Origin of the sequence: Streptomyces sp. NBC_01214 (assembly GCF_026340975.1) — a bacterium.
Taxonomy (GTDB): Bacteria; Actinomycetota; Actinomycetes; order Streptomycetales; family Streptomycetaceae; genus Streptomyces.
Map to the genome: position 1 here is coordinate 4,526,762 of NZ_JAPEOS010000001.1, position 18,782 is coordinate 4,545,543.

Consider the following 18,782-nt stretch of genomic DNA (forward strand, 5'->3'; position numbering starts at 1 on the left):
CCGACCCGCCCACGGGTGCTAGCGTGCGGGCATGCGCGCTCCCCTCGGGTCCTTCGACAACGCGGTGCCGGCTCCGGACTGCCTCGCGGAACTCACCCCGCCGGTCGCCGGAGCGGTCCGCGGCTGGACGGGTGACGTGCCGGCCGACCAGATCGTCTACGTGGACACCGACCCCGCGATCGCCGACACCGGTGCCTTCGTCGCCCACTACGGGCCGGAGCTCCTCGACCGGTCGGCGAACTGCGTGGTCGTCGCCGCCAAGCGCGGCGGCGCGGTCACCCTCGCCGCCTGCCTCGTTCCTTCCGCCGGCCGGGTCGACGTCAACGGCGCCGTCCGGCGCCACCTGGGCGCGCGCAAGGTGTCGTTCGCGCCGATGGAGACGGCCGTGGAGCTGACGGGCATGGAGTACGGGGGCATCACCCCGCTCGGCCTGCCGGAGGGTTGGCCGCTCCTCGTGGACGCGGCGGTCGTCGACATGCCGTACGTACTCGTCGGCAGCGGACGGCGGCGCGGCAAGCTGATCGCCCCCGGGAAGCTGTTCGCGCAGATCCCCGGGGCCGAACTGATCGAGGGCCTCGCGCTCCTCTGACGCTCAGGCGATTCCCACGGTGTACGCGGCGCGGTAGCCGTCCCCGTCGGGAACGAGGGCCAGCGTCATCGCGGCCCCGGAGGCGCGGTAGCGGCCGTCGCGGGCGTTGGGGTGCTGCGGCGCGCGGCGTTCCGCGTACGGCGGGCGCGCGTACACCCGCACCAGGAGGTCCTCGGGGAAGAAGAACTGCGAGGTCGTCTCGGTGCGCCGATCGGGACGCACCTTGAAGTGGATGTGCGGCGCCAGCCCCGCGTACCAGCCGGGCACGATCGTGCGGAACGTGCTGCGGCCGGCTCCGTCCGTGACCTGCGTACCCCGCAGGAAGGTGGCTCCGCCGGTGGAGTAGGCGCCCGAGGCGTCGGCGTGCCAGACGTCGACCGCGGCGTCCGTGACCGGTGGACAGCCCGCCGAGGCCCGTACGACGGTGAGGTCCAGCCGGAACGGCACGCCCTTGCGGCCCTCGGTGATGTCGGAGCGGACCCGGTCCAGGTCCAGGTAGTACGGGCCGGCACCGGCCTCCACGGCGAGGACGCAAGCCGGGGTGCTGCCACCGGGCGACGGCGCGGGGGACGGTGACGCGGAGGGCTGTCCTGCCGCTCCCCGCGTCCCGGGCGGGCCGGAGCAGGCCGCCGCAAGGGCCGCGACCCCGGCCGATCCGGCGGCCAGCAGGAGGGCACGGCGGCTGGTCGGGGAACTGCCGTTCTCGGTCATGCGAACCTCTCCCGCGCGCTGCGCGACCGACGCACGGGCGCACGGGCGCGCGGGCGCACGACGGCCACCGATCGCGCCCACCGTGCCGGACGGAAGGCGTCCCGGCCACCACCGACACACCCGGCCGGGCAGACCGCACCGCCGTGGGGGATCGGAGCGTGAACGAGGACAAGAACTGACCTCGTTCACGCCTACGGTGGTGCTGTCAGGAAGAGCGGCAGGAGAGGGAGAGGCAGATGGACCACTTCGCCCCCGAGGGGTACACCAGCGTCGCGCCGTGGGTCGTCACCGACGACACGGGCGCGCTGCTCGACTTCATCACCGCGGCGTTCGACGGCGAGGAGATCGCCCGGGTCGCGGTCGCGGACGGCAGCATCGGCCACGGAGAGATCCGGGTCGGCGACACGGTCGTGCTGGCCTTCGACCGGCGGCCCGACTGGCCGGCGACGCCCTCGCTGCTGCGGATCTACGTGCGCGACGCGGACGCCGCCATGGCCGCCGCCGTCGCCCACGGAGCGCGCGTGGTCACCGAGGCCGCCGACAGCGCGTGGGGGGACCGCGGGGGCCGGGTGAGGGACCCGTTCGGCAACATCTGGTGGGTGACGAGCCGGGCCGAGGAGGTCGCGCCGGACGAGGCCTGGCGGCGCATGTCCGAACCGAAGTACGCCGCATCCATGCGCACGGCCCAGCAGACCCTGGACGCCGAACTCAGCGGCCGCCCCACCGGCGTGGCCAGCACCCCGCAGCGGCCGACCGACTAGGACGCTTCCTTCGGATCACTCGGATCGGTCCCCGCTCCCTGGGCGGCACGCGGCACGCGGCACGCATCAACCAGCGATCCGATGATCTGAAGGGAACGGTCTAGAGCCGGATCATGTCAGTCATGTCTGGCATGTCCGTCATAGGTGACCGGGGCGGGATCAAGCCTGGCAGTAGCCAGGGCTGGAAGAGGCTCAGTACCGCGAGTACAAGGAAGGCGGCCCCGACGACCTGCGCGAAGACGGGGCCCAGCCGCCAGAGCTTCTCCACGAAGATCACCACGGCCACCGCGGCCATGGCCAGGACGTTCATGACGCCCAGCGGGACGAGCACGACCATCAGCCCCCAGCAGCAGCCGACGCAGTACGCCCCGTGGTGCGCCCCGACCCGCAGATCGCGCGCCCGGGGCCGGAAGCCCGCGTAGCGCACGAGCTGGCCCATCGGGCTCCGGCAGTGCCGCAGGCAGAGGTCCTTCCACGGGCCGAACTGGTACAGCCCGGCGACCAGGAAGGCCCCGGCGCCGATCCAGCGCCCGGCGCCCGGATGCTCGTCCACCAGGGCCCCGGTCCCGGCGAGGAGCCCGTAGGCGATCAGGCCGAAGGCCGTCCAGGCCAGCAGGTACCCGCCGACGAACTGGGCGGTACGAGCCACCCGCACGACTCCCGTGGGCGACCGGCGCCCGATGGCCCGCGCCCAGGTGAGGGCCACGGGGGCCACGGACGGGAACATCATGGCGACCATCATGACCAGCCACAGCAGCAGGAACAGCGGGACGCCCATGCCCATGGTTCCCGGCTCGACCCCCATGTCACGGGTCTGGTCGACCACGAGCACCCAGGCGAGGAGGGCGATCGACGCCATCACGGACCAGGCGAACGCGAGCTGCCGGGCGGACAGCAGATTCGCCGGACGCAGAGGGGGTGACAGGGCCTTCCGGTCGAGGCGCACACCTCCAGCACATCACGGCGGACCTGCGCGTGCGCGCGGGAACGCGTGTACACGGAAAGCACCTGCTCCGCGTGACCCTGCGGTGGGACAATCGGGGTGGATACCCGTACGACCCGGGCGTGGGCCGGCGATGGTTCCCGGGGGCTCTGCCGTCCTCCCGAGACCGACGTCCCGGCGCGGTCACGAGGAGGCACGGAGATGTCCGAGACGACGGCGACCGTTCCCCGGTGGCACGCGGCGGGAGACTGGTTCGACACCTGCAAGTGCAACGTGCCCTGCCCCTGCTCGTTCGCACAGCTGCCCACCCACGGGGATTGCGACGGCATCCTGGCCTGGCACATCCGCGAGGGCAGCTACGGTGACGTACGGCTGGACGGCCTGAACGTGCTGATGCTGGCCTCGTTCGTCGGCAACATCTGGGCCGAGCACACGGACGCGTACGCCGCGGTCTTCGTCGACGAGCGCGCCGACGCCCCCCAGCGCGAGGCGCTCCAGATGATCTTCGGCGGTCAGGCGGGCAGTTGGCCCGCCGAGATGGTGAGCATGATGGGCGCCGAAATGCGCGGCATGGAGTTCGCCCCCATCGAGATCGAGGTCGCCGACGACCTCGCGAGCTGGCGGGCCGTGGTACCGGGCCGGGTCGAGGCGAGCGCGGCCGCGCTGACGGGACCCACGACCCCGGAGGGTGCGCGCGTCCAGTCGACCAACCTGCCGGGTGCGGAGACCGGACCGGGCCAGGTCGCGACCTGGGGTCGCTCGACGGCGGACCGCGCCGATGCCCACGGCTTCCTTTGGAGCCGCGAAGGCCGCTCCAGCAAGCACATCACCTTCGACTGGACCGGGCCCGACTAGCAGGGTCGTCCCCCTCGGATGCGCCGCGAGGCGCGGTGCCGGCCTCGAAGCTGCGCAGCGCTGTTGCCCGCCGGCCCGGCGGGGCTACCGTTGACGCTGTTGCCCGGGGACGGCGAAGGGGGAGCTTCATGCTGGACGAGGCGATGGTCGCGTTGGCGACTTCGGTCGGTTCGGGCGTCGTGCAGGCCGCCGGAACGGACGCCTGGCTGGCGTTGCGGAACCGGCTGGGCCGGCTGTTCGGCCGCGGGGACCGGCAGCAGGAGGCCGTCCAGCTGGAACGCCTGGACCGGACCGCGGCCGAGCTGACGGCGGCCGGGCAGGACGGCAACGCGCCGGAGGGCAACGGGCCGGAAGGGAACGGGAACGAGGAGCGGAGCAGGCACGGCGAGGCCTGGCGGACCCGTACCGAGGACCTGCTGGAGGAGCTGGATCCGGACGAACGGGCCGCAGCCGCGGCGGAGCTCCGGGCCCTGCTCGACGAGGCCGCGCAGGCGGTGCGCCCGGCCGCCGGAGGCGAGGGGTTCACGGGGAACGTGTTCCTCGGCCCGACGGCGGCGCAGTCCGGGCACGGCAACATCCAGGTGAACCGGTTCGACTCCCGCCCGTGAACGGGGCGGAGTCCGACGGGGGCGACGGCGGGCGCGATGACGGCCGCCGCGGCGATACCTACGGGGGCCCGACCGGGGTGCAGCGCGGCAGCGGGAACCTCCAGGTCAACTTCCACGAGCACCGTGCCGGCATCGTGTCGGCGTGCGCGGTCGCCCTGGTGTGCGTGGCCACCGTGATCGCCGTCCGGGTGGGCGGCGCGGACTCGGACACCGGTGCCGTCCCGCCGCCCGCCAAGAGCACGACCTCGTCCCCCGCACCGCGTCCGGGTTCGGGTACGGGTACGGGTGCGGGTACGGGTACGGCGGATCCGTCGGTCCTCACCGGGCGGCTGGTCAACTACGACAGCAAGCTGTGCTTGCGGGTTCCCGGCACCGACGACGGCCTCGTCCCCGTGCAGGACACCTGCACCGACGACGCCGACCGGACCTGGACGCTCGCCCTGCAGGCCGGCGGCGGTGACACCCGCACCCTGCGCAACGCGCACAGCGGCCGGTGTCTGGCCGTGGTGGGCTCGGAGAACTTCGCCCCGGCCCGTCAGTTCGCCTGCACCGCCGCTCGGAACGACGGGCAGCACTGGGAACTGCAGTGGGGGAGCGGCGACCGGGCCGACCAGTTCGTGCTGCGCAATGCCGTCAACACCAAGTGCCTGACGGTCCAGGGCCGCGAGGCGGCCCGGCCCGCGACGCAGACGTCCTGCGGCGACCACTACGACGACCAGTGGTGGCAGCTCGCCCCCTAGGAGGTGTCGTGTCGGCGCCGGGGCACTCGAGCCCCGGGCCGAGCGGCGGCTCGGCCCGGGCGCGGGGCTCGGCGGCGCGGGCACGCGGGCGGACGAGCGTCCGCAGCATCGCCGCGCCCGCCACCACCGCGCACCCGTGCAGCACCACCGCGACGGCGAGGTTCTCGGGCGGGCGTGCGCCGACCGGTTCGGCCCAGGCCACGTACACGGTGATGGGCAACTTCCATCCGCTCCACGCGAACAGCGAACCCGACCCGACCCAGCCGAACACCAGGGGCAGCAGGCGTGGCAAGCGGGCAGGTCGGGCCCGGGCGATCGTTCCGACGGCGGCGGAAGCGGCCAGCGCCCAGAATCCGGAGATCGCCCCCAGCACGTACCAGTCGGCGTTCCGTTCGACCGGGTGCGCGATGCCCGCCGTGCCGCCGGCCGCCCAGTAGAGCCAGAGCAGCCCGACCGCCGCACCGACGCCGGCCGCCCAGGGCAGGGCCGTGCGGGGGCCCCCGCCGACGCGCCCGGTGAACGCATCCGGCCAGCGCCGCCGCAGGTACGCGGGGACCGCGAGGGTCAGCCCCAACCCCATCCCCACGAAGCCGAACTGGACCAGTACGCCCTCCCAGACCGGCATGGCCGGATCGGTTGGATCGGCCGGACTCCCGGCCCCGCCGCCCTGTGCGTCGCCGCTCGTGTCCAGGAGCGCGCCGAGCACGCCGAACGGGAGGATCGAGACGAGGAACCCCGACCCCACCCACGCGCAGAACGCGACCGGCGCCCCCGGTATCCGCATGCCCCACGGCCGCACCAGCGCCAGCGCCAGTGCGATTCCGATCGCGGCCATACCGACCGTGATGGTGTTGAGCACCACCCACTCCGCCTTGCCGAACCCGTTGCCGACCGGCAGCAGCCCCATGAGCGAACCCACCACCCAGGACACCTTGATCAGCAGGTACGGCAGCAGTGCCAGTGCCGCCCCGTACGCGGCTCGCCGCCCGACCCGATCCCACCGTTCCACCCGAACTCCCCTTCCATCAGATGGAATCCCATCTTCGAAGGTGGCCCCGAGCGGCCGCGTCCCCCGCCCGTCGCACTCGCCTCCCCCGTCCGAGGGAGGCGGTGGGATACCACGGGACCACCCGGCGGGGCCGGGCGAGGACGGCGGGCACGAAAATTTCACAACTCGGCCCGGACCGTGCGCAGTACGCGACCCAGGGCATTCCGCGGGGTCGCCGCCGTCTGCCGGGGCCGGCTCCGGAGCCGGCCGCAGGGCCGGATCCGCGTGCGTGCGCGCACCCCGGCCCGCGTACGGCGGGCTCGGCCCGAGGAGTTCCCGTGTGGCGAGAACCCGCCCGGTCGGCGGCGCGGCCCAGGTGGGCCCCTCCTCCGGGGGCACCGAGAACGTCCCAGGCCGCGGCGGCCCGGACCCGTACTGCGGCAGCGAGTTCGCCCCAGCGGCCGGTCCGGGCACCACGGCCGGGTCCGGCGGGAAATCGCGGTCGCGGGCGGACCGCGCACCGGGCCGGTCCGGGGTGCCGTCCGCGGGGCGGCGCGCTTGCCCGTCGCGGGGCCGGCCCGACCGGTCCGTGCCTACGTCATGTGCGGAGCACCTTTGCTCAATCATGACCGGGGCATGGCAGGGATGTTACGCGTCCCTGGGCCTCTTGTGGGTGCGACGGGGCTGGGTCAACCTTTCGTAGGCGACAGCCAGTCGGGCTTCGCATTGTCATGGCCATGCCTACATGCATGGCTCCGTCAGGTCGCTGCTCCACCCCCGCAGCGTCCACCCAGAGGAGGACCCCCCACATGTCCGTGATGCGTCACACCCGCCGGAGGCTCGCCGGTATCAGCGCGACCGCAGTCGCCGCCCTCGCGCTCGGCGCGGCCGCCGCGTTACCCGCCTCGGCGGCCGACAACGGCGCGCAGGGCGTGATCGAGAACGCCGGCGCCGCCGGAACCGTCTCCGGCAGCTACATCGTGACCCTGGAGGACTCCGCCGCACGCTCCACCGCCGACAGCGGCAAGGCCGTCGCGAAGCGGTACGGCGCGAAGATCGACAAGACCTACAGCGCCGCCCTCAACGGCTACTCCGTCGAGGTCTCCGAGGCCCAGGCGAAGAAGCTCGCCGCCGACCCGGCGGTCAAGTCCGTCGTGCAGAACCGCGTCTTCACCGTCGACGCGACCCAGCCCAACCCGCCGTCGTGGGGCCTGGACCGCATCGACCAGCGCGCGCTCCCGCTCAACCAGAGCTACACCTACCCGGACAAGGCCGGCGAGGGCGTCACCGCCTACGTCATCGACACCGGTGTCCGCATCACGCACCAGGACTTCGGCGGCCGCGCCTCCTACGGCTACGACGCCATCGACAACGACAACACCGCCCAGGACGGCCACGGCCACGGCACGCACGTCGCCGGAACCGTCGCGGGCGGCGCGTACGGCGTGGCCAAGAAGGCCAAGATCGTCGGCGTCCGCGTGCTCGACAACAACGGCAGCGGTACGACGGCCCAGGTCGTCGCGGGCATCGACTGGGTGACGCGCAACGCGGTCAAGCCGGCGGTGGCCAACATGTCGCTCGGCGGCGGAGCGGACTCCGCGCTCGACACGGCCGTGCGCAACTCCATCGCCTCCGGCATCACCTACGGCGTCGCCGCGGGCAACGAGTCCACCAACGCGTCGACGAAGTCCCCGGCGCGCGTGGCCGAGGCCATCACGGTCGGCGCCACCACCAACACCGACGCCAAGGCCAGCTACTCCAACTACGGCACCGTTCTGGACCTCTTCGCGCCGGGCTCCTCCATCACCTCCTCGTGGGGCACCGGCGACACGGCCACCAACACCATTTCCGGCACCTCGATGGCCACCCCGCACGTGGTCGGCGCGGCGGCGCTGTACCTGGCGCAGAACCCGGCCAGCACGCCCGCCCAGGTCCGCGACGGCCTGGTGGGCGCAGCGACCCCGAACGTGGTGACCAGCCCCGGTACGGGCTCCCCGAACCTGCTGCTCAACGTGGGTGAGGGCGGCACCGTCCCGCCCGGCAAGCGGTTCGAGAACACCGCCGACTACGCGATCAACGACAACGCCACCGTCGAGTCGCCCGTCACCGTCGGCGGGGTCGCGGGCAACGCCCCGGCGTCACTGGCCGTCGCCGTCGACATCAAGCACACGTACATCGGTGACCTCAAGGTGGACCTGGTCGCGCCCGACGGCACCGTCTACACCCTGCACAACCGCGCCGGCGGCAGCGCGGACAACATCATCAAGACCTTCACGGTCAACGCCTCCTCCGAGGTCGCCAACGGGGTGTGGAAGCTCCGCGTGAACGACAACGCGAACGTCGACACCGGCAAGATCGACTCGTGGGCGCTCCAGTTCTGACACCCGGGGAACGGCGCGTGACTTCTGAGCCGCGATGAACAGGCGGGGGCGACCACAGGGCGGTCGCCCCCGCTGCGTTGTGCCCTGCCGCGTTGCGTTGCCGCCAGGCGCTCACGGCGGACGACAAAAAGAAAGGGCAAGGAGGTTACCCACTCCTTGCCACTCTCAAGGTATAGCGCACAGGGGGCCTTGCGGCAAGACCCGGGTCGTGGAGCAGAATCTCCGATCGAAGCCAGAACCTGTCGAAATCAGTGATTCGCGAAGTACGTACGGCCATGCCGGCGTACGGGCCTGCGGGGACGCGGGGCGGTTGGCGAGACGCAACCTTGTCGAATGGGGGATCTTGATGATTGACGTGATCGTCGTCGGTGGCGGCCCGACCGGTCTGATGCTGGCCTGCGAGTTGAGGCTGCACGGTGTGCACGTGCTCGTGCTGGAGAAGGAGACGGGGCCGACCCCGTACGTCCGCGCACTCGGCCTCCACGTGCGCAGCATCGAGGTGATGGCCCAGCGCGGCCTGTTGGACCGGTTCCTCGCGCACGGCCGGCGCTACGAGGTCGGCGGCTTCTTCGCCGGCCTCGGTACGTCCTGGCCCGAGCGGATGGACACCGCCCACTCGTACGTGCTCGGCATCCCCCAGACGATCACCGATCGCTTGCTGGCCGAGCGCGCCGCCGAGCTCGGCGCCGAGGTCCGGCGCGGCTGCGAACTGGTCGGGCTGAGCCAGGACGAGGACGGGGTGGACGTCGAGCTGGTCGACGGTACGCGGCTGCGCTCGCGCCACCTCGTCGGTTGCGACGGCGGCCGCAGTACGGTGCGCAAGTTGCTCGGCGTCGGCTTCCCCGGCGAGCCGTCCCGGGTCGAGACGCTGTTGGGCGAGATGGAGTTGACGGCGGAGCCCGGAACGCTGGCCGCGGTGATGGCCGAAGTGCGCAAGACGCAGCTGCGGTTCGGCGCGGCGCCCCTCGGGGACGGGGTGTACCGCGTCGTCGTGCCCGCCGAGGGGGTGGCGCAGGACCGGGCCGTCCCGCCGACCTTCGAGGAGTTCAAGCAACGGCTGCGGGCCGTCGGCGGCACCGACTTCGGCGTGCACTCACCGCGCTGGCTGTCGCGGTTCGGCGACGCCACCCGGCAGGCCGAGCGCTACCGGGTCGGCCGGGTGTTGCTGGCCGGCGACGCGGCGCACATCCACCCGCCGACCGGCGGCCAGGGCCTCAACCTCGGCGTCCAGGACGCCTTCAACCTCGGTTGGAAACTCGCCGCCGAGGTGGGCGGCTGGGCACCGGAAGGGCTGCTGGACAGCTACGAGGCCGAACGGCACCCGGTGGCGGCCGACGTGCTGGACAACACCCGCGCGCAGATGGAGCTGATGTCCACGGAGCCCGGCGCCCGGGCGGTGCGCCGGCTGGTGTCCGAGCTGATGGAGTTCGAGGACGTCAACCGGTACCTGATCGAGAAGATCACCGCCATCGGGCTCCGCTACGACTTCGGTGACGGCCACGAACTGCTCGGCCGGCGGATGCGGGACGTCGCGCTGAAGGGCGGGAACCTCTACGAGCTGATGCACGAGGGGCGCGGACTGCTGCTGGACCAGACGGGCCGGCTCTCGGTGGCGGGCTGGGCGGACCGCGTCGACCACGTCGTCGACGTCAGCGAGGAACTGGACGTGCCCGCGGTGCTGCTGAGGCCGGACGGCCACGTGGCGTGGGTCGGTGACGATCAGCAGGACCTGCTCGACCGGTTGCCCACGTGGTTCGGCGCTGCCGCGGACTAGGTTCTGCTGCGGACTGGTCATTTTCGGCCGTCCGTGCCGAGAATGACCGTCCGAGATCGGCCGTTCGAGATCGACCGCCCGAGAGCAACCGTCCCGACGTCCGGGCGTCCAGACATCCCACGGAGAAGTACATGGCAGTGAACCAGGGGCAGCGCCCGGTCCGGCAGCTGCCCGTCGGCTGGGCCCTCACCCTCGCCTTCGATGTCCTGGCCACCGTCCTGGCGTCCCTCGTACTGTGCGGTCTCGGCCTCCTGCTGCCCGGGATCGAGGAGGACTACGGTCCCGCCACCGGGCCCACCTCGCCCACGGCTCTCGCCCTGTTCGCGGCCGCCCTCGGGCTGATCGCGTCCCTGGCCGCGACGGCGACCCTGCTGTCACGGGCCGGGACCGAACGGGCCCGACGCCTCCCGCTGTGGCTCTCGGCCGGCCGCCTCGCCCTGCTGCTGCTCGCCGCGGCGACCTTCGTCGGGTACGGCATCCTCGTGATCGAGCCGTGAGGGAGGGAGGGGGCTGATCCGTCCAGCGCCGCCGACCTGCGAGAACGTAGGACCGTGCACGCCGTTGCTTGCACGATCCTCGCATTCCCGGGAGAGGTGAACCCAAAGGGTGCTGCAATGGAGGCATGTGCCTCGAAGAGCTCCGCACCCTGCTGGCGCGGCACGCCCGCCCCGACTGGACCACTGCCGTCGACGGCGTCCTGATCTCGAAGGTCGACCGGCCGGATCCGCCCGCGCCCTCCATGTCGGGCACCGTCCTGGCCGTGATCGCCCAGGGAGCCAAACGAATCGCGCTGGGCGAACGGGTCTACGAGTACGGAGCCGGCCAGTACCTGGTGGCATCCGTCGACCTGCCCGTCACCGGGCAGTTCACCCAGGCCGCCCCCGACCGGCCGGCCCTCGGCTTCGGCCTGGTGCTCGACCCGTCCGCCGTCGCCGAACTGCTCCTACGGGCCGGTCCCGGGGACACCCCCCGTACCGGCTCGGGCGCCGCGCCGTCGGGGATGGCCGTCAGCGACGCCCCGCCGGCCCTGCTCGACGCGGTGGTCCGGTTGCTGCGCCTGCTCGACGAGCCCCGCGACCGGGCCGTGCTGGCCCCGCTGGTCAAGCGGGAGATCCTGTGGCGTCTGATCACCGGCGAGCAGGGGGCGGCCGTGCGCCAGCTCGGCCTCGCCGACAGCGGCCTCAGCCACGTGTCCCGGGCCGTGCGCTGGATCCGCGAGCACTACGCCGAGCCCTTCCGGGTCGAGGACGTGGCACGGCTGTCCGGCATGAGCGTCTCCGCGTTCTACCGCCACTTCCAGGCGGTGACCGCGATGAGCCCCATCCAGTTCCAGAAGCAGATCCGGCTCCAGGAGGCCCGGCTGTTGCTCGCCACGCACCCGGGCGACGTCACGGGGGTCGGCCACCGCGTCGGCTACGACAACCCGTCGCAGTTCAGCCGCGAGTACCGCCGTCAGTTCGGCGCACCCCCGAGCCGGGACGCGGCCCGACTGCGCACCACCGTACGCGCACCGGTCCCCTTTGGCGCCCTGCCCTGATCGAAGCAGGTGATCGGCGAGGATCGTGCAAGGAGGGGCGAGGATAGGTCTACTGTTCGTGCAGGTCAGGGCGATTCAATGGGATCAGAAGTTCTTCCGGGGAGCAGGAAAATGCCTGTCTGCCCGCGGATCCCACCACATCGCGAGGGACACACCATGAAGACCGTTCTGATCACCGGTACCTCCTCCGGCTACGGCCGGGAGACCGCCCGCTACTTCCACGAGCAGGGGTGGAACGTCATCGCCACCATGCGGACGCCGCGTACGGGCGTCCTGCCCGAGTCGGACCGGCTCCGCGTGGTCGAGCTCGACGTGACCGAACCCGCGAGCATCAGTGCCGCGCTCGAAGCGGCCGGGCCCGTCGACGTCCTGGTCAACAACGCGGGCGTCCCCTCGATCGGAGTGTTCGAGGACACCCCCATGGCCCGGGTGCGCGAGGTCTTCGAGACCAACACGTTCGGCGTGATGGCGATGACGCAGGCGGTACTGCCGCAGTTCCGCGAGCGCGGATCCGGCGTGATCATCAACGTGACCTCCAGCGTGGTGCTGGGCCACATGCCGCTCTCGGCCGTCTACAAGGCGAGCAAGATGGCCGTCGAGGGGTTCACCGCATCTCTGGCGCTCGAGCTCGCGCCCTTCGGCGTACGGGCGAAGACGGTCGAGCCGGGCGCCTGCCTGACGACGAACTTCGGGCAGCGGGCGACGAACGGCGAGTCGCCGGACGAACTGGTTCCGGAGCCCTACGCGGCCTTCGCGAAGAAGGCCATGGAGGAGTTCATGGGCCAGGACCTCTACACCAGGGAGAGCGACGTCGCCGAGACCGTGTGGCGGGCGGCCCACGACACGACCGGGCAGCTGCGATTCCCGGCCGGTGCCGACGCGGTGCGGCTCGCCCAGGCGAAGTGATCGACCACCTGCTGCCCGGTGGCGTCACAGGTGCCGGCACCAGCGCCGGCACCGGCGGCGGGGCCGATCACGGAGCCGGCGCGCGGGGGGCCCGGCGGACTTCCTCCGGCAGGTCCTGAGGGACCGTGGCGGCCCCGTCGGCGCGCACGGCATCCACCACGGTCTGATGCAGGACGCGGCTGAACTCCTCGGATTCGCAGCGCACCGGACTGCCGGTCACGGTGAACCAGTCCGAGCCGCCGCTGTACTGCACCGCCACATGGGCCTCCGGGTCCGACCAGGTGGTGTGCACGGTCAGGTCGCCCGTGAGGACTCCCGCCTCGTCGGTGCGTACTCCGCCCCGTCCGGCGAAGACTCCTGTCGTCGTCCACGAAGCCCAGGTCATGGCGCATCGCCCCTCACCGCGGAGTGCCTCTGATGCTTCCACGCTACGGCGGCTCCGGGAATCCCGCGTCCCCGCGGCGGCGCGGGACGGCCGGGCGGCCCGCTGGCGGCGATCAGTGGCCCGCGGCGGCCTTGACCAGGGCGACCGCGGTGCCGATGGCCGCGTCCAGGGTGCCGGCCAGCAGGGCCAGGCCCGTGCCGCCACCCATGCGGATACCGCCGTACCACCCCCAGGTGAACAGCCCGGCGACGCTCACCCCGGCCGAGACCAGCAGGGCGGTGTCCACCGCCATCAGCCCGAGCGCCGCCGCACCGATCAGGACCAACGGTCCCGCGGCGGACAGCAACAGAGGGCTGCTGACGGACAGCATGCGGCGCAGCTCGTGGCCGGTCGCCAGGCGGCTGTGGACGACGCGGTGGGCCTGCTGGTCGGCGACCAGCGCGGCCAGCCAGAGGCCCAGCGCGGTGGTCACCACGGTCGCGGCGGCTCCGGTGGCGCCGACGTGGTCGGAGGCCGCGAGCCCGAGCACCACCGAGATCATGGTGATGGTCGCGTACAGCCGCTCCTTCAGCCGCGCGGCGGCGAAGTGCGGATCGCGATCGAAGGCCTGCTCGTCGTCGGCGCCGGGGGCGGCTCCGCCGGGGGACCCGGCCGGGGGCGTCTCGTCAGGGGCCATGCCGCCTACGGTAGGGCCGGCCGACGGCCCCGCCCCGCAGGCGAGCGGGCAGCGCGCCGTCCGGAGGAGCGCCGCCGGCCATCGCCGCGTCCGGCCGCTTCACTGAACGGGGCGGTGGCCCCCTTCCGCACGGGGTCTTCGTGGTCTTCGATCATGAGGTCGCTCATGTCACGGACCGTGCCACCGGGCCACGGCCTTCCGGTGCGTGCTCCCCGGACGCGCCGGCCGGGCCCGGGAGACCGGTGCGGCGCAGGGCGGCGGGTGTGGTGCCGTACCAGCGCAGGACCGCCCGGCGCAGGGCGCGTGCGTCGGCGTAGCCGCTGCGGGCGGCGATCGCGTCGACGCTGAGGTCGGTGCCGTGGAGCAGCCGTGTGATGTGGTCCCGGCGCGCGGCCTCCACCTCGTTGCTCCACGTGGTGTCGTGTTCGTCGAGGCGGCGCTGGAGGGTCCGCGGGCTGACGGCCATGCGCCGTGCCACCGCCGGCAGCGTCGGAACGGTTTCGTCGTGGACGGAGGCCAGCGCGGTGCGGAAGAGGTCCAGCCAGCTGTGCAGCGGGATCGCGGTGGCCAGGGTCTGGTCGGCGTGCCTGCGCAGCACGGTGGACAGGCCGGGCTGCGCGTGCGGTGTCGGCCCGGTCAGGTCGGAGGCGAGGAAGGTGAGGGTGCTGCTCGGGGCCTCGAACTCGATGTTGCGGGTGCCGTACAGCTCGATCAGGGCGTCGTGCCGGCGGGGTGTCCTGGCGGCCAGGCTGACCCGGAGGGGGACGAGGGGGCGCTGTGCGGCAGCGCTGAGGCGCCGTTGGTACAGGCCGAGCGCAAAGGCGCGGATGGCGCAGGCCGGTTCGTAGCTCTGATCCGCCTCGTTCATGTGGCTGATGACGATCTGCTCGCCGTTCTCGGCGATCCGCAGGGCGTCGGTGCTGGGGTCGCCGACGATCGAGAGGTAGGCGGCGGCGTCCCGGATCCCTTCGAGCGGAGTGGGCGCCGAGGTGATCAGGTAGTCCCAGACGCCGAGGGTGCCGATGCTCGACTGCTCGGCCAGCAGGAGGGACAACTCGGTCCAGGGCACGCGGACGGTCGTCAGTTCGGCGATGCGGATGCCCGTGGCCGCGGGCGTCCGGCACAGGTCGTCGTTGAGGTGCTCGGGCGCCAGGCCCAGCAGGTGTGCGTACCCGTGCGCGGGTATGTCGAACAGGCGCGCCGCGGTGATGCTCAGCCGGGTGATGGCGGAGGAGGTGGTTCCGTGGTGTGCTTGCGTGATCACAGGGGCTGAGCATAGACGAGCGGGAACGTCCGGTCGTCGGTCCGGACCGGCGCAGGAGGTTCCCAACTCCGCCTGTGGGACCGACCCGTGGCGCGGACGGTCCCCTGGCTGGCGTGAGCTGCCCTGGCCCGGCGGTGTGCGCGGCCATAGCGTGGTGATCGTTCTCGCGGGGTGTGGACGGCCGGCCGCCGGCCTGGTGCACCGGACCGAAGAGCCGCTGCCCGAAGGCGCTTTCCGGGTGCGAGTACCTGCCAACGATCCGTTCTGCGAGGAGTGTCCGTGGAGTTGACCCGAGACGATGTCGCGCTGGCCGCTTTGGTTCCGGCGCCGGCGGCCGCACAGGACACCGCCACCGTGTCCGTCACCACGGCGCCGCGCCCGGCGTGACGTCGCCCGGGCGCCCCGGCGAACGCACTGCCCCGGACGGGGGTCTGGGCAGTGCGGGGGACCAACGGGGCCGGGCACGGCCGTCGGCCCACGCCGGGTCCGTCCGGACGCACTGACCCGCACGGGGGTGGGGTCAGTGCGGAATGCTGTCGATCAGCTCTCGGGCACCCTGCCGGAGGAGGGCGACCGCGACGGACGTGCCGAGGGTGGCCGGGTCGAGGCGGCCCGCCCACTCGTGCGCGTTCAGGACCTCCTTGCCGTCCGGCGAGAACACGCAGGCCCGCAGGGAGAGGTCCCCTCCGCGTTCCGCCCGCGCGTACCCCGCGATCGGGCTGTTGCAGTGGCCCTGGAGGACGTGGAGGAGCATCCGCTCGGCGACCGTCTCGCGGTGCGTGTCCGGGTGGCCGAGGGCGCTGACGGTGTCGATGAGTTCGGTGTCGTCCTCCCGGCACTGGAGCGCGAGGACACCGGCGCCGATCGGCGGCATCAGGGTGTCCACCGGGACGATCTCCGTGATGGCGTCCGCGCGGCCGATGCGGTGGAGTCCGGCGACGGCCAGGAGGAGCGCGTCCGCCTCACCTGCGGCGAGCTTCTCCAGGCGCCTGTTGGCGTTCCCGCGCATCGGCACGCACTCCACGTGCGGGTACGCGGCGGCGAGCTGGGCGATCCGGCGCACAGAGGAGGTCCCGATGCGGGTGCCGGGCGGGAGCCGGTCGAGGGTGAGCCCCTGCGGGTGGATCAGGGCGTCGCGGATGTCGTCGCGCTCCAGGAACGCGGCGAAGACGGTTCCGGCGGGCAGTGGACGGTCGGCCGGGACGTCCTTGACGCAGTGCACGGCGAGGTCGGCCTCACCGGCGAGGATCGCGGCGTCGACCTCCTTGGTGAACGCGCCCTTGCCCTCGACCTGTGAGAGGTCTCCCATCCACTTGTCGCCGGTGGTCTTCACCGGCAGGACGGTGGTCCTGATCTCCGGGTGGAGTGCGGCGAGCTCGGCGCGGACGCGCTCCACTTGGGCGAGGGCCATCGGTGAATCGCGGGAGACGATGCGGATCAGATCAGCGGGCATGCGGGCACGATACGCCCTCGGGCCCGGCCGGCGGGCATCGGTGCCGGGGGCCATCGGCCGTACGGGGTAGGCGAGTTGGTTGCTTCGGGAACGTGTTCGAGGGACCCGGCGCGCCACGCATGGTCCCCCCGGAGCGGGCGGCCGGCACGGTCGATCGCCCCCGCCCCGTGAGCCCGCAGGTCCGCGGGGCGCGGCGTGCGTGCCTGTGACCGGTACTCCTGCTGGAATGGCTGCTTCGGCGGTCCGTGGCGAGGAGGTCCGTTGCCGGAGCGTGGCGGGGGCCCCACCGGGTCCGCGGGTGGGCCCGAGGGGTTGTGGGCACGTGTCCGGGCGGCCGAGGCCGCCGTCGGACAGATCGGTACGACCCTCGACGCGGTGACCACCTGCCAGGAACTGGCCGGTTTCCTGTCCCGGAACATGTGCGACGCGGTCGCCGTGGACCTCGTGGCGGAGGACGGCGGTTCCCACCGCGTGGCGACGGCAGGAGCCGTCGGGCTGCTGACGGCGAGCGTCGACGCACCTGCCGCGGTACGGGCGTCGGACGGCGGACACCAGCTCTCCGAGTGGGCGACGGTCGCCGACGGCGTTCCGGTCCACGTCCTCTTCGTCCCGCTGCCGGACCGGGAACGGGTCCACGGAATGCTGACCGTCGTACGGGCCCGCGCGGGGTTCGGCGACCACGAGGCGGCGACGGTCCACTTCGCGGCCCGGCTGGCGGCGGTGCACCTGGGGCACGCCCGGCAGTTGGCCGCCACCGAGCACACCGTCTCGCACCTCCAGCGGGCGCTCGTAGCGGAACCGGGCCGCCCGCACCCCAACCTGGAGGTGGCCAGCCGCTATCTGCCGGCCGGCCCCCGGGCGCTGGTGGGGGGCGACTGGTTCGAGACGATCCGCCTCCACTACGGGCGCACGCTGCTCGTCGTCGGAGACGTGATGGGCCACGGGCTCGACGCGGCCGTGGACATGAACGCGTACCGCTCCACCCTGCGGGACGTGGCGTCGACGGACCTCGCCCCGCACCGCGTCCTGCGCCAGCTCGACGCCCTGGCCGCCGGCGACGCGACCCGCAGGCCGGCGACCTGCCTGCTCGTACGCGTCGATCCCGCGCGCGGCGTCGCGATGTTCGCCGGTGCCGGCCACCTGCCGCCGGCGGTCTTCGGGGCCGACGGTTCGGCCTCGCTGGTCGACGTTCCGGTCGGCCCGCCGCTGGGCACCGGCATCGGCGGCTACGAGGCCGTCACGCGCGCGATCACGCCCCAGGAGACCCTGCTGATGTTCACCGACGGGTTGGTGGAGCGGCGGGGCGAGGACATCGACGTCTCGCTGGCCCGGCTGGTGGCAGTGCGCCCCCCGGTGGGGGCGGGAGTGGACGCGGTGGTGGACGCCGTCGTGGAGGGCCTCGACGCCCGGCACGCGGAGGACGACGTCGCCGTGCTCGCCGCCCGGGCCCGTCCCCGCCCGCCCACGGACCTCGGAGCCGCCCCCTCCGGCATGCCCGGACGGCCGGGCCGACCTACGGTGGAACGGTGAGCCACCGCCTCGCCTGCGTGGCCCTGACCGGCACCCTGTGCGCGACGGCGTTGTCATGCACAGGGGAATTGCCCGAAGCGCGCTTCCAGGCCGCGCGCCAGCCCGTGGTGAAGACGCTGTCCGCGCACGTTACGGCCGTCCCCCCGGAGAAGCTGGCCGCCACCCACCACCCCGGCTGTCCCGTGCCGCCGGAGCAGCTCCGGCTCGTCCGGATGAACCACTGGGGCTTCGACGGCACGGTGCACCGGGGCGAACTGGTGGTCCACGAGGACGTGGTCGCCCCCGTGCTGAAAGCCTTCGGGAAGGCCTTCGCCGCCCGCTTCCCGATCCGTCGGATGCGGGTGATGGCCGAGTACGGCGGCAGCGACGCCGCGGCGATGGCCGACGACAACACCTCCGCCTTCAACTGCCGGCGGGTCACCGGAGACCCGAGCCGGATGTCCCGGCACTCCTGGGGCGACGCCATCGACATCAACCCCGTCGAGAACCCTTACGTCGACGTCCGGGGCACCAGCCATCCGCCGAACGGTCGCTCCCATCTCGACCGCGGCCGCACCAGCCCCGGGATGATCACCCCCGACGGGGTCGTGACCCGGGCCTTCCGGGAGATCGGCTGGTACTGGGGCGGCCGCTGGAGCCCGCCGGACTACCAGCACTTCTCCGAGGACGGCGGCTGAACCG

At 72.9% G+C, this 18,782-nt stretch carries 19 protein-coding genes; 12 read left to right on the forward strand and 7 right to left on the reverse strand.

All coding sequences use genetic code 11. The features are described 5' to 3' along the window. Positions 1 to 31 precede the first annotated feature (31 nt). The gene (locus tag OG594_RS21230; RefSeq protein ID WP_266601243.1) at positions 32 to 589 is read left to right on the forward strand and encodes a YbaK/EbsC family protein; all 558 of its coding nucleotides are present in this window, start codon (positions 32 to 34) and stop codon (positions 587 to 589) included. A gap of 3 nt (positions 590 to 592) precedes the next feature. Here the strand turns inward: OG594_RS21230 and OG594_RS21235 are convergent, their stop codons facing one another. Then, positions 593 to 1,300, reverse strand: coding sequence for an intradiol ring-cleavage dioxygenase (locus tag OG594_RS21235; RefSeq protein ID WP_266601245.1), 708 nt, complete (start codon positions 1,298 to 1,300; stop codon positions 593 to 595). Positions 1,301 to 1,536: 236 nt separating this feature from the next. Between OG594_RS21235 and OG594_RS21240 the strand changes: the two genes are divergently transcribed. Beyond that, positions 1,537 to 2,061: a VOC family protein gene (locus OG594_RS21240; protein WP_266601247.1), complete on the forward strand. Its 525-nt coding sequence runs from the start codon at positions 1,537 to 1,539 to the stop codon at positions 2,059 to 2,061. A 100-nt stretch (positions 2,062 to 2,161) separates the two neighbouring features. Here OG594_RS21240 and OG594_RS21245 read toward each other — a convergent pair whose 3' ends face one another. After that, on the reverse strand, positions 2,162 to 3,007 hold the full coding sequence (locus OG594_RS21245) for a DUF2182 domain-containing protein (RefSeq protein ID WP_266601249.1): 846 nt from the start codon (positions 3,005 to 3,007) through the stop codon (positions 2,162 to 2,164). Positions 3,008 to 3,205: 198 nt separating this feature from the next. Between OG594_RS21245 and OG594_RS21250 the strand changes: the two genes are divergently transcribed. The 3 genes from OG594_RS21250 (at position 3,206) to OG594_RS21260 (ending at position 5,207) form a co-directional block, all read left to right on the forward strand. Beyond that, positions 3,206 to 3,859: a DUF1326 domain-containing protein gene (locus OG594_RS21250; protein WP_266601251.1), complete on the forward strand. Its 654-nt coding sequence runs from the start codon at positions 3,206 to 3,208 to the stop codon at positions 3,857 to 3,859. Positions 3,860 to 3,987: 128 nt separating this feature from the next. Continuing rightward, on the forward strand, positions 3,988 to 4,467 hold the full coding sequence (locus tag OG594_RS21255) for a hypothetical protein (RefSeq protein WP_266601253.1): 480 nt from the start codon (positions 3,988 to 3,990) through the stop codon (positions 4,465 to 4,467). Continuing rightward, positions 4,464 to 5,207: an RICIN domain-containing protein gene (locus tag OG594_RS21260; protein ID WP_266601255.1), complete on the forward strand. Its 744-nt coding sequence runs from the start codon at positions 4,464 to 4,466 to the stop codon at positions 5,205 to 5,207. Before OG594_RS21255 ends, OG594_RS21260 begins: the two co-directional genes overlap by 4 nt. Here OG594_RS21260 and OG594_RS21265 read toward each other — a convergent pair. Continuing rightward, positions 5,101 to 6,216: a hypothetical protein gene (locus tag OG594_RS21265; RefSeq protein WP_266601257.1), complete on the reverse strand. Its 1,116-nt coding sequence runs from the start codon at positions 6,214 to 6,216 to the stop codon at positions 5,101 to 5,103. The genes OG594_RS21260 and OG594_RS21265 overlap by 107 nt on opposite strands. Before the next feature lie 788 nt (positions 6,217 to 7,004). Between OG594_RS21265 and OG594_RS21270 the strand changes: the two genes are divergently transcribed. From OG594_RS21270 to OG594_RS21290, 5 genes are all read left to right on the forward strand, one after another. Next, the gene (locus OG594_RS21270) at positions 7,005 to 8,576 is read left to right on the forward strand and encodes a S8 family peptidase (protein WP_266601259.1); all 1,572 of its coding nucleotides are present in this window, start codon (positions 7,005 to 7,007) and stop codon (positions 8,574 to 8,576) included. Positions 8,577 to 8,922: 346 nt separating this feature from the next. Further along, positions 8,923 to 10,350 (forward strand): rifampin monooxygenase, encoded by a 1,428-nt coding sequence (gene rox, locus OG594_RS21275; RefSeq protein WP_266601261.1) that lies wholly within the window; start codon positions 8,923 to 8,925, stop codon positions 10,348 to 10,350. A 131-nt stretch (positions 10,351 to 10,481) separates the two neighbouring features. Beyond that, positions 10,482 to 10,847 (forward strand): hypothetical protein, encoded by a 366-nt coding sequence (locus tag OG594_RS21280; RefSeq protein WP_266601263.1) that lies wholly within the window; start codon positions 10,482 to 10,484, stop codon positions 10,845 to 10,847. A 125-nt stretch (positions 10,848 to 10,972) separates the two neighbouring features. Next, the gene (locus OG594_RS21285) at positions 10,973 to 11,887 is read left to right on the forward strand and encodes an AraC family transcriptional regulator (RefSeq protein WP_266601265.1); all 915 of its coding nucleotides are present in this window, start codon (positions 10,973 to 10,975) and stop codon (positions 11,885 to 11,887) included. Between the two features lie 156 nt (positions 11,888 to 12,043). Next, on the forward strand, positions 12,044 to 12,793 hold the full coding sequence (locus OG594_RS21290) for an SDR family oxidoreductase (protein ID WP_266601267.1): 750 nt from the start codon (positions 12,044 to 12,046) through the stop codon (positions 12,791 to 12,793). 67 nt (positions 12,794 to 12,860) lie between these two features. Here the strand turns inward: OG594_RS21290 and OG594_RS21295 are convergent, their stop codons facing one another. The 4 genes from OG594_RS21295 to hemC form a co-directional block, all read right to left on the reverse strand. Then, positions 12,861 to 13,178 carry a hypothetical protein gene (locus tag OG594_RS21295; RefSeq protein ID WP_266601269.1) on the reverse strand — a complete coding sequence of 106 codons (318 nt, stop codon included), beginning with the start codon at positions 13,176 to 13,178 and terminating at the stop codon, positions 12,861 to 12,863. 112 nt (positions 13,179 to 13,290) lie between these two features. Continuing rightward, a complete protein-coding gene (locus OG594_RS21300; protein WP_266601271.1) occupies positions 13,291 to 13,854 on the reverse strand; it encodes a hypothetical protein in 564 nt (187 codons plus the stop codon). Between the two features lie 163 nt (positions 13,855 to 14,017). Further along, on the reverse strand, positions 14,018 to 15,118 hold the full coding sequence (locus OG594_RS21305) for an AraC family transcriptional regulator (RefSeq protein WP_266601273.1): 1,101 nt from the start codon (positions 15,116 to 15,118) through the stop codon (positions 14,018 to 14,020). Positions 15,119 to 15,638: 520 nt separating this feature from the next. Beyond that, entirely contained in the window at positions 15,639 to 16,571 is a 933-nt protein-coding gene (gene hemC, locus OG594_RS21310; protein ID WP_266601275.1) for a hydroxymethylbilane synthase, read from the reverse strand. A 312-nt stretch (positions 16,572 to 16,883) separates the two neighbouring features. On the opposite strand from hemC, the gene OG594_RS21315 reads away from it, so the two are divergent. Both OG594_RS21315 and OG594_RS21320 read left to right on the forward strand, forming a co-directional pair. Then, complete coding sequence (locus tag OG594_RS21315) at positions 16,884 to 18,101, forward strand: PP2C family protein-serine/threonine phosphatase (RefSeq protein ID WP_266601277.1); 1,218 nt, start codon at positions 16,884 to 16,886, stop codon at positions 18,099 to 18,101. Then, positions 18,098 to 18,778 carry a M15 family metallopeptidase gene (locus OG594_RS21320; RefSeq protein WP_266601279.1) on the forward strand — a complete coding sequence of 227 codons (681 nt, stop codon included), beginning with the start codon at positions 18,098 to 18,100 and terminating at the stop codon, positions 18,776 to 18,778. The genes OG594_RS21315 and OG594_RS21320 overlap by 4 nt, the downstream gene beginning before the upstream one ends. Positions 18,779 to 18,782 lie beyond the last annotated feature (4 nt).

What these genes read in the sequence shown, in the direction of transcription:
- OG594_RS21230 (WP_266601243.1), top strand. Translation starts at nt 32, where the DNA reads ATGCGCGCTCCCCTCGGGTCCTTCGACAACGCGGTGCCGGCTCCGGAC.
- OG594_RS21235 (WP_266601245.1), bottom strand. Translation starts at nt 1,300, where the DNA reads ATGACCGAGAACGGCAGTTCCCCGACCAGCCGCCGTGCCCTCCTGCTG.
- OG594_RS21240 (WP_266601247.1), top strand. Translation starts at nt 1,537, where the DNA reads ATGGACCACTTCGCCCCCGAGGGGTACACCAGCGTCGCGCCGTGGGTC.
- OG594_RS21250 (WP_266601251.1), top strand. Translation starts at nt 3,206, where the DNA reads ATGTCCGAGACGACGGCGACCGTTCCCCGGTGGCACGCGGCGGGAGAC.
- OG594_RS21255 (WP_266601253.1), top strand. Translation starts at nt 3,988, where the DNA reads ATGCTGGACGAGGCGATGGTCGCGTTGGCGACTTCGGTCGGTTCGGGC.
- OG594_RS21270 (WP_266601259.1), top strand. Translation starts at nt 7,005, where the DNA reads ATGTCCGTGATGCGTCACACCCGCCGGAGGCTCGCCGGTATCAGCGCG.
- rox (WP_266601261.1), top strand. Translation starts at nt 8,923, where the DNA reads ATGATTGACGTGATCGTCGTCGGTGGCGGCCCGACCGGTCTGATGCTG.
- OG594_RS21280 (WP_266601263.1), top strand. Translation starts at nt 10,482, where the DNA reads ATGGCAGTGAACCAGGGGCAGCGCCCGGTCCGGCAGCTGCCCGTCGGC.
- OG594_RS21285 (WP_266601265.1), top strand. Translation starts at nt 10,973, where the DNA reads ATGTGCCTCGAAGAGCTCCGCACCCTGCTGGCGCGGCACGCCCGCCCC.
- OG594_RS21290 (WP_266601267.1), top strand. Translation starts at nt 12,044, where the DNA reads ATGAAGACCGTTCTGATCACCGGTACCTCCTCCGGCTACGGCCGGGAG.
- OG594_RS21295 (WP_266601269.1), bottom strand. Translation starts at nt 13,178, where the DNA reads ATGACCTGGGCTTCGTGGACGACGACAGGAGTCTTCGCCGGACGGGGC.
- OG594_RS21300 (WP_266601271.1), bottom strand. Translation starts at nt 13,854, where the DNA reads ATGGCCCCTGACGAGACGCCCCCGGCCGGGTCCCCCGGCGGAGCCGCC.
- hemC (WP_266601275.1), bottom strand. Translation starts at nt 16,571, where the DNA reads ATGCCCGCTGATCTGATCCGCATCGTCTCCCGCGATTCACCGATGGCC.